Origin of the sequence: Paraburkholderia sp. BL18I3N2 (assembly GCF_003001875.1) — a bacterium.
GTDB classification, from domain to species: domain Bacteria; phylum Pseudomonadota; class Gammaproteobacteria; order Burkholderiales; family Burkholderiaceae; genus Paraburkholderia; species Paraburkholderia phytofirmans.
The window spans coordinates 32657-44979 of sequence record NZ_PVNC01000015.1; the positions used below are offsets into that span (position 1 = coordinate 32657).

The following is a 12323-nucleotide window of genomic DNA, read 5'->3' on the forward strand; positions in this document are numbered from 1 at the left end:
CCTATCGATCAAAGAGAGATTGAATCTGGCCGGGATTCGTCGTCGTCTGCATGACCAGCATCAGCAGAATCCTCGCCTTCTGCGGACTCAGATTGTCCGCGAAAACCGCGCCGGCGGCCTTTAGCGTACTTCCTCCGCCGGCAAAGCCGTAGGTCGGCCGCACGCGGCCGTTCGGCACGCGCGTCGAAATGACGATCACCACGCCCGCAGCCATCGCGTCCCGGATCGCATCGAACATCCCTGCATTCACGTTACCTGAACCGAGCGCCTGAATGACGATCCCCTTTGCCCCGAGCGCAACGGCGGCACGCACGAGGCCGCCATCGGCGCCGCCGTACATCGGCACGATCTCCACATACGACAGGTCGTGCGTGGACAACGCGATGAACTGACGCCGCAACGCGGCCCTGGCAAACGTGACGCGGTCGTCATCGACGGTGCCAAGGAAGCCGAAATCGCCGGACTTGAACGACTCAACGTCAAACGTATGCGTCTTGGTCACCTCCCGCGCGGCGTTGATCTGATTGTTCAGGACGACCAGCACGCCCTTGTCTCGTGCGTCAGGCGATACGCACACGCGCGCTGCATTGAGCAGGTTGCGGGGTCCGTCGAAGTCCCGCCATGACCCGTTACGCTGCGCGCCGATCATCACGACGGGTTTCGATGAATCGATAGTCAGGTCGAGGAACCATGCAGTCTCTTCGAGCGTATCCGTGCCATGCGAGACGATCACACCCGCGACATCATCATGTGCGAGAGCGGCCGCGACCGACTCGCGTAGCATCACCCAGCGCGACGGTCCCATGTAGGGCGACGGCAGGTTGAACGGATTGCGCACGTCGAGTCTGGCGATGCTCGCCATCTCCGGCACCGTCCCAAGCAGATCTTCGCCGGACAGCGCAGGAACAGCGGCGCCCGTATCCGGGTCGGCCTTCATCGCTATCGTTCCTCCCGTCGCGAAGTACGCGCAACGAGGAAGTCGGGGAAGCGTATCGGTTGTCATAGGTTATGCCGCGTCATGGTTAAAGAGCTTTCCTGTCGACGAGATCAAACGCGCAGATGGTCGAAGATCGAGGCCGCAGCGCCGAGATGCTTCGCATCGCCTTGCTCGATCACTTCCCCTTGCTTCAGCACCGCATAACGATCGGCTACCTTCAGCGCGAACGGCACGTTCTGTTCGATCAGGAGGATGGTCGTACCGTGGCGGCCTCGTTCCCAGAGCAGCGCATCGGCCAGGCGGTCGATCACGGAAGGCTGAAGGCCCTCGGTGATCTCGTCGAGCAGGATGATCGAAGGCCTCATCATCAGTGCACGCGCGACGAGCAGCATTTTCTGCTCGCCGCCGGACAGCGTGCCTGCATCCTGCTTCAGGCGAGTCTTGAATACAGGAAAGATCGGTTCGATTTCAGCGAATCGCTCATTGAACACGGATACTCTGGGGAGACCCAGGCGCAGATTGTCGCGAATCGACAGATCCTGAAACAGCGCATGCTCCTGCGGCGCATAGGCGATGCCGCTGCGAGCAATCCGGTGCGGCGGCAGCCGGGTGATGTCGAGCCCGTCGACATGAATCGCACCACTCTTCGCCGGCAGATACCCCATGATCGTTTTGAGTAAGGTCGTTTTTCCCATGCCGTTCTTGCCGAGCAACGCCACAGCCTCGCCGCTCCCGATCGAAAGCGACAGGTTGCGAAGCACGACCGAGGCCTTGTATCCGCTCGTCACGCGCTCGATATTTAAAGCAACCTGGCTCATCGTGCGTTTCCTTGTACGATTGCGTCATCGTTTCCATTCGGCTGCGCCGTTCCTGCGTAAATCGTCCTGACCAGTTCCGAACTGACGACCTCGCTGAAGCTGCCCTGCATCAGGATGCGGCCTTGATGCAGCACGACGATGCGTGTCGCGATCTCTTCCACAAAGTCGAGATCGTGTTCGACGAGCAGGCAGCACAGCCCGTAGCGATGCGCAAGCGAGGCGAGTATGTCGCCGATCTGCGTTCGTTCGGTTTTCGTCAGGCCGGCCGTGGGCTCGTCGAGGAGCACGATGCGCGGTTCCAGTGCCAGCACCATGGCGAGTTCGAGCGCCTGCTGTTCGCCATGCGAGAGATTTTTCGCAGCCTCGCCCAGCTTTTCGTTAAGGCGCGTGGCGCGCATCACTTCGAGCGCGTAGGCCGGTAACGCTAGCGAGTGAGAGCGTCGGAACATGGATGGCCTGTCGACGATGGTGCTGGCGATGCGCAGACATTGCGCCACCGTCAACGTGTCGAAGATATTCGCGTTCTGGAATTTGCGGCCCAGCCCGAACTGCACGCACCGCTCGGGCGGTAACTGACGTATATCGTGCCCGCACAGCATCACCGTGCCGGCGGAGCGCGCCGCGCCATCGCTCATGCAGCGCATCAGCGTGGTCTTGCCGGCGCCGTTCGGACCGATCAGGCCGACGAGCTCGCCCGCGTTCGCTTCGAGATCAATCCCCTGCAACACCTTGAGACTGCCGAAATGCTTCGCGACGCCCTGCATCTGCAATGCAGCCTCCGTACCCGCCGGATGCCGTTGCGCGTCGATCTCCCGCTCCACCAGGATCGGCTGTGCACCGCCGCGGGTCGCGCGGCTGAACGGCTTGATGAGCAGCGGCACGAGCCCCTGCGGCAACAGCACGATCACGAGGACGAAAGCCGCGCCGAGAATCAGTTGCCACGCGAACGGCATGCTGCCGCTCAGATACGAGGTCGCAACGTTGATCAGCACGGCACCGGCGACCGCCCCCCACAGTGTGCCTCGACCGCCGAGTGCCACCCAGATGATCAGTTGCGTGCCCAGCACGAAGCCCGTCAGTTCTGGCGCGACTACGCCGCTGAATGCGCCGTAGCCGAAGCCCGCGAGACCGGCGACGATCGCAGCCGAGACCAGCAACGCGATTTTCACGATCGACGTGTTGATGCCCAGGTATGCACAACGCGATTCATTGTCACGAATCGCGACGAGTACGCGTCCGCCGTCGCTGCGCACGAAGTACCAGGCCAACGCCGCGACGAGAGCCAGCCCGGCCCCTGCGATCCAGTACCATGCATCAAGCGGCAAATCGAACGTCGAATAGCCGGTCAGGCCTGAACTCGATCCCGTCCACTCGCCGCCCGACAGCAACAACTGGCTCAGCACGATTGGCAACACGAGCGACATGACGGTCGCGAAGAACGGCGATGCGCCGCGATAGAACGACAGCCAGCCGAACAACGCGGCGACGGCAGCCGAGCTGACAATCGCGAGGCCGATTGCGAGCAGCGCATAGCCTGGTGAGAATCCGCCATGCGTAAACACGAGCGCAGCAGCGTAAGCGCCGATCCCAAAGAAGGCGGACTGCCCGAATGTCAGATAGCCCGTGTAGCCCCAGAGGATATCCACCGTCACCGCGACGATCGCGAAGAAGAACGCCTGAATCAGTACATTCAGGAGATATGTGCTGAACACCAGCGGTCCGCCAGCCAGCAGCAGCACCGTCAGCCCAGCGACGACGAGCGGTCCGCGCACCCTTGCGGCGTTGTGCCCGAATGGCGGCTCGCGGTGAATCTCTGCGACATCGGGCGAAGACTTCACGTTAGCCATGAGAGAACCCCTTCGGAAATACGCGCAACATCAGCGCGGCGAGTACCGCAATGGTCAACCCGCCCAGCACCGGACTGACAAACGTACTGACGAGCACCTGGCAGGCGCCAAAGACAAGGCACGTGAGCAGGAGGCCGATCATCGAATAGCCCGATACCATGACGAGCATGAATGCGTTGACGAGGTACGGCAGCCCCATGTTCGGATCGACGCTCGACAGCGGCGTGATTAGCATGCCGGCGAGTGAGCCAAGCGAGGCGCCCAGGCTGAACGTAATAAAACGGATGCGTCCAGAGTGAATGCCGAGACCACGCGCAAGATCCTCATTCATGATGACCGCTCGGGTTTTCACGCCGAAGCGCGTGCCGGACAGCAATGCCGTCAGCAGCATGCACAACCCGACGGCGATCGGAACCAGCAACAACCGGTAAGCGGAATAGTCGGTGCCCGCAACAGACAGCGCGCCTTTTAGCGGCGTTTCCACGAACTGCACTTCGCGCCCGAACATCATCACGATGATCTGGCCAATCACGATGCCGAGCCCCCACGTCGCGAGAATGGCATCGAGCGGACGCTTGTATAGCGGACGCACGATCAGTTGCTCGACCAGCATCCCCACGACAACACCGACCACGAGCGACAGCGGCACACCGAGCCACGGACTCAACTTCAGCTGCGTGATGACGAAGCTGGCATAAGCGCCCATCGTCAGCAGCGCGCCATGTGCAAAATTGACGATCTTCATCACGCCGAAAATCATCATCAGTCCCGCCGTGACGATGAACAGCAGCGCTGCGCTCGTCAGTACATCCAATGTCAGAACCATGGTCCTCTCCAGTCGCACCCGCCTGCCTGGCACACGCGGATACATTGAATCAAACGTTCACTTGATATTTGGACACTGCGCGCCGGGGTCCACGCCCGGGAAGGTCTGGAGAATCTTCACCGAACCATCTGCCTGAACCTGGCCGAGCCTCATGGACAGCGGCGTATGCCGGCTCCTGTCCATGCTGACCGGTCCGCGCGGCCCGTCGTACGACACTTCGCCAAGCGCCTTGATCACCTTCGCCGGTTCGACTGAGCCCGCTTTTTCGACAGCGGCTTTGTACAGATAGAACGCTTCGTACTGCGGCTCGGACAGCTCGTTCGGCGTCTTCAGATCATTGCCGAAGCGCTTTCGCATGGCCGCGAGAAACTTGCGGTTTTCGGGCGTGTCGATACTCGTAAAGTACGAGCCGGACATATAGATGCCCGTTGCGACGTCGCTCATGCTCTTTGCCGTCGCTTCGTCGATAGCGAGATTGCCGTAGGGCAGCGTCATGCCCGATCCCTTCAGCTGTTTCGCAAGCGCGACGTTAGGCGCACCGCCGGCAGTAGCACTGATCAGTGCATCGGGGTGAACGGAGCGAATCTTCGACAGAATAGGCGTCCAGTCCGTACCGTCGATTGGCAGGTACTCCTCGCCAACGACCTTGCCGCCATGCTGCTCGATGTATTTCTTCGTGAAATCGAGCATGCCCCGGCCAAAAACGTAGTCGTTCCCGACCAGATAGAAGGTCTTCGCACCCTTGCTCTTTTCGAAGTAGTCGACCACCGGAGCGACCTGTTGTTCGGGCACCCAGCCGTTGACGTACATCCAGGGATTACACGACCGGCCCTCATAAAACGACGTGTAGACAAGCGGCTTGCGGCCACGCGTAATGGCGGGTAGCGCGGCATTTCGTGCCGCGCTGGTTTCCATCGAGATAATTGCATCGACGTTTTTCTGGAACACGAGCGAGTCGTAGGCCTTCTGTGCACCGACTGCGCCCGACGCGTCGTCGGCAATTTCCAGTTCGATCTTGCGCCCAAGAATGCCGCCAGCAGCGTTGATCTCGTCGACCGCGAGCTGGGACGACTGCACGACAGCGGGCGCGACCACGCTGTTGGCGCCGGACAGACCGACTGCAACGCCGATCCTGATCGGATCAGCGGCATGTGCGCTGACGGAAATAATGGCGGTCGCCGCGAGGACGCCGGCAAGCAAACACTGTTTTATCGACTGCATGGTGAAAATCTCCTTGGCGGTTGATTGCTATGGGTGCGAGAAATGTGGGGTTCGGGGCAGCGTGGATGTATTGCTCACAACCGGGGTTGCGTGCCGCCGTTGCCGGTAGTCGAGTCGTATGCGTCGGGACGCCGGTCACGCACGACGTGGTTGAATGCGTTGAGCGCACGACCGGAACGAATGCGCTGTACGTCGATCGGCGCGTAGAGAATGACCTCGCGGTCCTGTGGCGCTGGACCGGCAAGCGGCCATCCGTCGCCGCCGACGATCAGGCTTTGTCCAATGAACGGCTGGCCTCGCTCGGTGCCGATCCGGTTTGCACAGGCGACCATCAAGCCGTTGCTGTGCGCAGCCGCCATCGTGAGCGTCGTTGCCATCGCGGGACGATCGGACGGCTGAGCCGGCATGGGGACCCAGTTCGTGGGCACGCAGACGATGTCCGCGCCTTGCGCCGATGCCCGTCGATACACCTCGGGAAACCAGCCGTCGTAGCAGATGGCAATCGCGACTCTCCCCAGCGGAAGGTCGAAGACGGGAACACCGCGATCACCGGGTTCGAAGACGACGTGTTCTTGATTCCAGAGGTGCAGCTTGCGATAGGTGCCGACGAGACCCGACGGTCCAATGAGCACGGCCGAGTTGTACAGGCGTTGGCCATCTCGCTCAGCGATGCCTGCGACGATATGCACGTCGAGCCGGCGAGCCGCGTCCGTCCATGTCTCCACCGTCTTGCCGCCCGACAACGCTTCCGCCAGCGAAAATGCCTCATCGCGATCTGCGAATACGTAACCGCTATTGGCCAACTCCGGCAACACGACAAGCGTGGCACCATTCCTCGCGGCTTCCTCGATATGTCGGATCGACGTCTGGACGTTCCTGGATTTCTCGCCGACGTGCGGTTCCATCTGCACGCATGCGACGATGGGATGATCGATGCCCTGTTCGGCAGGGCGGAGTTGCCTGGCTTCCAAATTGAGTCTCCAAACGCAAAAAGCCCCCGAACCAGCGTTTTCACGCAAGTTCGGGGGCTACGTAGCCTTCCATGTGTAGCGCGGCATCGTTGCCGCGAGGTCGCCGACTTCACGTCGACAACCAATGCCGCGAATGTAAGGCCTCCATATTTCGCCGTCAACTACGTTGACCGACTTTCAGGGGAAACCCTTATTTATCTGCATTCATCGTCTGAGCGTCATCCCCGGCGGACGAAACCGTGGGGGATTGCGAATTCACGGCTGAACCAAAAATCCAGAAAATCAGAAGGACGAGTGGCCGTTATCGCGGACAAAGAAGCCATCCTGATGACCGTGAGTTCGATCAGTCGTATGACCGATCATGGCGGAATCCGGGCTCACGCCGAACGCGTCAAACCAACCCACTTCAGCCACTCGCTTTTCCCAGAAGCGGACGCCCAATTCTGGCCGTGCCTCGCTATCGCTTAACACCCGTGAGCGTCTCCCGTATCAGCCATTCGCGAAAGTTGCACAGTGCTTCGTCCGAACGACCACGCATTGAGCATAAGGCGAAGACTGCGCCGCTCGAAATGGCCAGTTTGGGACATTCCTCGCCCCGTGACTGATCCAAGGTTTCCTCAGTCGGGCGTCCGGTGCGAGACGAGGTATGGGCCGCTCCGATGCAACAAATGCCAAAGCTTGCTGAACAGCTGCTTGATAACCCATACGGCCTCGCGCGCAAGGCGCGATCAGCCGTTACGGCCCAGTCATCAAGGTCCGCGCATGAAACAAAAGCTCAGCTCGCTTTCGTTTCGACAATCGACCAAAAACCAGGATCAGTTGAGCGAGTTCAGAGTCTTCTGCATACAGAAAGGCCACCGGCACCTTGAGCACGGCAGCGAGACGAATTGCAAATGTGTAGTCAACTTTATGGACACCCAGTTCATACCGGTTAATTCGGGTGCTCGCGACGAATGGATCCAGCCCAGCCTCGATTCCGAGTCGCTTCTGCGATAGCCCGGCCTCCAGGCGAGCCTCCTTCAGTCGCGTTCCAAAAATCGAAGATGACGCCGCAGACATTCACTGGTAGCTCGTTACATACGAAGCTACGAATATCGTTGCAAAGCGTCTACTTAGATACTACGATTATCGTAGTATCTAAACGCCTCCCCCGGAAGGCTTTTGAAGCACCCCACCGTGACGATCTGCGGATAGGTGTCGCTTCAGGACGATTGCTGCGTGACCACGGCCCGGCACACAACGCCCGGAAAAGCAGGAAGTGAAAAATGCAGGACAAGCGACCGCCGACCGGCTTCGGCATTGACCTCAACGAACAGGATTGCAGACGCCTGCGCCAGCTCAACGACGAGCTGGTGCAGGTAGAAGAGTGGATCACCCGCCGCAGCAGCGAAATGGTCGCGGCGTACGGCCTGGCTACCGCGCAAAGTCGTCACACTGACCAGCTGGACGAAGACGTAGAACTGATCGCTACGGTCCTCTTCCTGCTTTCGAAGGATCATCCCGATTTCGACCTCGGGCGCCACGACCTAGTGGCGCGACTCGATATTCCGATCCTGCCTGCAACGCCTCGTGAGGATAATGTTCGTCGCAACAAAGCGCGACCGCCATGGCCGTTTCGGGATCACCGCGAAAACTGGTGCCCATTGTTCCTGGAGCTATACGAATGCGCGCTGCAGAAGGACACAGCGAAAGTGCTGAGCATCGGCACGCTATGTATCGACATCGCACTCATACAACAACAACTGCGCTCGTGGTAGACGAGCGGCACACTAACCATCAGTCAGCTTTTCTAACCACTCATGGCATTCGCTAGAGCGGCATCTATATTGCGTGAATGGGATATTGAGGCTGTGTGTTTTTCTCGAAACCTGAGCAGCCACGTTTCGCGGGAGGACCTCATATGACTCTGCTGAAACTTGCCGTCGTAGTTGGCATTCTTTTTGGTACTGCCAAGGCAATCCGGCTATGTGGTCGCCACTGCCGGGTTCGTTTCGGCCACAGCTTTTCTACTGCGCGAGAATTCTGGCTCGCCGCCATTGCGATCAATTTCCTGTGGTGGGGATACTATGCATGGGCCACGGCCGCACTCCATCACGCAACGCCGTCAGGAGGGCTTGCCCTGATGGCTCTGGGTATCGCTGCAGCGGCCTGGCTGATCTACGAAAACATCCACGCGACGAACGCTCTCTATGGCGTCGTCGGCTCGTTTCTCCAGCTCGTGCTGTTTTTTCCGCTGGCACTCTACGGCCTGCCGCTCCTCGCGATCGCCCTGATTTTCCTGCTCTTCGCGACGTACAAGGGCGCGCCCGTGTGGCTTATCGATCTGTGAACCGCCTGCCGTCGATAACAATCGTGCCTGCATGCTTCGTGTGGTCGCGCTCCGTCTTACGCCAGCACACCGTTCACATCGCCCGCAACTTCGACGTTGTCTTCGCAAGCGCACGATGGCGGGTGCGCGGCCACGCGAGACGCGGCCCTCAAGACCTGCCGACAGCGCCCGACGTGGTGAGCGGATGAGGACACCGGGCCGCGCGTCGCTCACTTCGCCGATCGGAACGGTAGCACCCTCTCGGCCGCGCTAGAGCTCGATGTTCGGATCGGGAACGTCAGGCCGACCATCGCGCTCCGGTGCCGTCCGATCCTCGCGCATTGGCGCAGGATCCCGCCTCATGTCAGGGACAACGGCGTCCCGCTGGACCGGCATCGCGCGCACGAACTGCACAATGCCGACGGCGATCGCGCGGTCCGCACCGGCTGGGGACGCGGCCATTGTCCGCGCCACCTCCCGCCACACTGCAAATGCCTTGTCGTGAGCCTGCCACCCCGCCTGGCGTTGCTTTTCGCTCGCCACGGCGCGCCAGTATTTCGGTATCTCGCCACGCTCCACCATATGCCTGACGCACTGTGCCGGATAACGTCGGGTCTCGCCACGCACCCGTCGGGGCGTCGCGTTGGCATCCACACCGTTCGCGCGGAGCTGCTCGGCGAACCGCTCGCGCCAGCGACGCAGATCCTGCTTTCGCGGATTCAGCCGCCGGCCATCCGGTCCACGCACCTGCACGCTCAGGTGAACGTGCGGATGCGCCTCATCCTCGTGTGCGGCAAACACATAGGCGCGCCCATCCCCAAATTCAACGGCCGCAAAATCCCGGGCAGCGTCCCTCACGGCCTGACGGTTCGTTCCCGGCGGCATCGACAGCAGGACGTTGAATACCTCGCGACGGGCGCTCGTTTCCGGTATCCCCCATCCGCCGAATTGCCAGGTCTGCACGAGGTCTCGTACCGCCTCCGGTCCGGCGATGCGGTCGCCATTCTGGTCTTCCAGCTCCACCTGACCGTTCCGGGAGATATATCGAAGGTGCCGGCGCAAAGCGCCGATGCCCTGCGCGCCCGATGCCTTGTTCGTGATCTTGATCATCACCTCCGGCGTGCGCCTGAGCGTGCGCGCGATCTGCTCGCGCATTCTCGCGGCCTCATCTCGCAGGCTCGCCTGCGAGAGGCGCTGTGCCCTCGCGTGCCTGAACGGCTCCTGAAACAGCCGGTCACCCCAGTTCAGAAGCATCGCGTCGATGTAAATCTTCGGGTAAGGCATCTCACCGGCTCCATCGATCCAGGTTCGCCCGCATCACATCTGCCACGACGCGCAGGTGCGCATCGATCGCCCCACGAATAGCCTCGATGTCGCCGTTCCCCTCCTGTCCGCCATGTCGTATGTGGCCGCCGCGGGCAAGTTGTGCAAGCCATCTCCCAATCGAAGCAAGCTGCAGATTCGAATCCGCCAGCAGCCGCATCTCGCGCGCGCCAAACTGGGGGTCGTGCGTCAACCGCGCACGGATCAGCGCAACGATCCAGCGGTTAGCGGTCAGGCCCAACGCCTCCGCGCGTAACTCAACCGCCTCGAGTTCAGCAACCGTCAGCCTGAGTTCGATCCGGATATGAGGATCGCCGGCAGCACTCCAACGGACATTCGCGTCGATCGCCGGATCATCATTGCCAGCCTCTGCACGCAATGCGGCGGCCACCAGTTGCCGCGTGCCCTCACCAACGGTCAGGCCCCGGCGCTCGCACCAATGATCCCAATCGCGTCTCATGCCACCAAGCTCGACACATAAGCGATCACGCACACGCATGACAGCTCCTAGCGCGAAGGTTCAACGGGCGTGTGCGCCAGCTCGGGCTCGATATCCCGCGCAGGCACACGTCCGACCGCAGCGCGTGTCCGACGATCCCGTTCCGACGGCGCTTTCGGATCAAAGACCTTCGGCCGCGGCACGGGAATGCCCTCGCGACCAAATGCATCGAGCAGCGCTTCCGCACGCCGTTGCACGCGTTCGATCGAGCGCGCGCTGAAACCCTGCTCCCGCATCGCGCCGACGAGCACGGCCAGATGCAGCACCTTATCTTCATCGGAGACACTCGAGCGTCGCGACTCCTGGCCGCTTTCGCGCTCATTCGTGCCCGCGGGTGTCGCGTCTGCTCCCGCTACGCGTTCGGGTTCTGACACAGATTGCGCCGCCGTACGCTCCCGTCCCATCACATCTATCTGCCAGGTATTCCGGTGCACATCACGCTCGTCTTCACCGATCACTACACCGTGCTCGTCCAGGATCGGTACCTTGACCGTGACGAGCCGTCGCCCCAGGTTTTCAAGTGCGACCTGCTGCCCGGGCTGCGCGCCGGACTCTCTCACCGCGCGTTCGAGATCTACGCCCCAGACGACGTGATCCGCGCCTGTCGCATCGCGGAACACGACGTAGTACGACTCGCTGCGCGCAGGATTATTCTGGTACGGCGCACCACCGTGCTCGCGCAGTTCGCCCGTATATCGCCTCGGGGTGTCGGCTTCGTCGCCTGCTGCCGGCGGTCGCTTCGCGTCAAGCGGCTCACCCCGCTGAACGTGACGTCGAAGGGCCGCAGATGCGGCGCCATCCGCCACATCCTGCGGCCCGGCGGCTGGGGCGGGGGTAGACGTTGCACGACTGGGCTCTGCTACGTCTATCGTCGAACCGGCTGAACGCAACGACGCATCCGCTTCGATGCGGTTGTTCAGACGCGCCTGCCGCGCATCGGCCAGGCGCGCCAGATCGGCGGCTTTTGGCTCATACCCGCTGACCTCGATGCCCAGCAACGATCCCTGCAGCCACACTTCGCCGCGGAACGCGTCGTGGCCCGACACGCGAATACGACGCCACGATTTGGCCGCCACCATGTCGACCATCGATTCCACCACGTCCGGCCGGTTGTGTTCGGTGACAAGGTACGGTCCGATATCCTCGAACGCGAGCTGATACGGCGCGTCCTTCAGGAAATACTGGTTACCGGCCCGCAGATAGCGTTTGCGTACGCGCTCCGGCGGCTGGTCAAGTGGCGCGCGAACAGCAGCGTGTTCTTCCTGTCCGGTTGGCGCGTCGTCGGTTGGGCGGGGAGCAGACTGAGGTGCTGGACCAGCATCGTCCCGGATGGCCTGATCACGCAGACGCGCCCGTGCCGCGTCAAACTCACGCTGGCGCCGGGCAGATACAGCATCCATGGCCGCCGCGTCCAGATAACTGATATCGCCATCACCTTTGGTGTGTTCAACGGATGGCGAACGTCCGGGAACATCCGGCTCGATCACATTAATGATCGGCTCGGCAGGCGGCAAGGTTTCAGACATGGTGGGCTCCTTTCTGATCGGTCATGCTTTCAGGCAACACATCGTTT

General features: G+C 61.3%; 12 protein-coding genes. 2 read left to right on the forward strand and 10 right to left on the reverse strand.

The features are described 5' to 3' along the window. Position 1: 1 nt before the first annotated feature. The 7 genes from B0G75_RS29160 to B0G75_RS29190 form a co-directional block, all read right to left on the reverse strand. Positions 2-1003, reverse strand: a complete 1002-nt coding sequence (locus B0G75_RS29160; RefSeq protein WP_106313508.1) for an asparaginase — start codon at positions 1001-1003, stop codon at positions 2-4. A 44-nt stretch (positions 1004-1047) separates the two neighbouring features. Next, entirely contained in the window at positions 1048-1755 is a 708-nt protein-coding gene (locus B0G75_RS29165; RefSeq protein WP_106313509.1) for an ABC transporter ATP-binding protein, read from the reverse strand. Beyond that, positions 1752-3602: an ATP-binding cassette domain-containing protein gene (locus B0G75_RS29170; protein WP_106313510.1), complete on the reverse strand. Its 1851-nt coding sequence runs from the start codon at positions 3600-3602 to the stop codon at positions 1752-1754. Before B0G75_RS29170 ends, B0G75_RS29165 begins: the two co-directional genes overlap by 4 nt. Next, positions 3595-4428 (reverse strand): branched-chain amino acid ABC transporter permease, encoded by an 834-nt coding sequence (locus tag B0G75_RS29175; protein WP_106313511.1) that lies wholly within the window; start codon positions 4426-4428, stop codon positions 3595-3597. The genes B0G75_RS29170 and B0G75_RS29175 overlap by 8 nt, the downstream gene beginning before the upstream one ends. Positions 4429-4485: 57 nt before the next feature. Then, a complete protein-coding gene (locus B0G75_RS29180) occupies positions 4486-5649 on the reverse strand; it encodes a substrate-binding protein (protein ID WP_106313512.1) in 1164 nt (387 codons plus the stop codon). 74 nt (positions 5650-5723) lie between these two features. After that, entirely contained in the window at positions 5724-6620 is an 897-nt protein-coding gene (locus B0G75_RS29185; RefSeq protein WP_258194755.1) for a nitrilase family protein, read from the reverse strand. Positions 6621-7355: 735 nt separating this feature from the next. Continuing rightward, positions 7356-7679 (reverse strand): helix-turn-helix domain-containing protein, encoded by a 324-nt coding sequence (locus B0G75_RS29190; RefSeq protein ID WP_106313513.1) that lies wholly within the window; start codon positions 7677-7679, stop codon positions 7356-7358. 206 nt (positions 7680-7885) lie between these two features. On the opposite strand from B0G75_RS29190, the gene B0G75_RS29195 reads away from it, so the two are divergent. Both B0G75_RS29195 and B0G75_RS29200 read left to right on the forward strand, forming a co-directional pair. Continuing rightward, the gene (locus B0G75_RS29195) at positions 7886-8377 is read left to right on the forward strand and encodes a hypothetical protein (protein ID WP_106313514.1); all 492 of its coding nucleotides are present in this window, start codon (positions 7886-7888) and stop codon (positions 8375-8377) included. A 143-nt stretch (positions 8378-8520) separates the two neighbouring features. Next, positions 8521-8949, forward strand: a complete 429-nt coding sequence (locus tag B0G75_RS29200) for a hypothetical protein (RefSeq protein WP_106313515.1) — start codon at positions 8521-8523, stop codon at positions 8947-8949. Between the two features lie 249 nt (positions 8950-9198). Here B0G75_RS29200 and B0G75_RS29205 read toward each other — a convergent pair whose 3' ends face one another. The 3 genes from B0G75_RS29205 to B0G75_RS29215 are packed head-to-tail and all read right to left on the reverse strand — an operon-like array spanning position 9199 to position 12276. Then, on the reverse strand, positions 9199-10212 hold the full coding sequence (locus B0G75_RS29205) for a relaxase/mobilization nuclease domain-containing protein (protein ID WP_106313516.1): 1014 nt from the start codon (positions 10210-10212) through the stop codon (positions 9199-9201). A 1-nt stretch (position 10213) separates the two neighbouring features. Then, positions 10214-10750 (reverse strand): plasmid stabilization protein, encoded by a 537-nt coding sequence (locus B0G75_RS29210; protein ID WP_106313517.1) that lies wholly within the window; start codon positions 10748-10750, stop codon positions 10214-10216. An 8-nt stretch (positions 10751-10758) separates the two neighbouring features. Next, positions 10759-12276: an LPD7 domain-containing protein gene (locus tag B0G75_RS29215; RefSeq protein WP_106313518.1), complete on the reverse strand. Its 1518-nt coding sequence runs from the start codon at positions 12274-12276 to the stop codon at positions 10759-10761. Positions 12277-12323 lie beyond the last annotated feature (47 nt).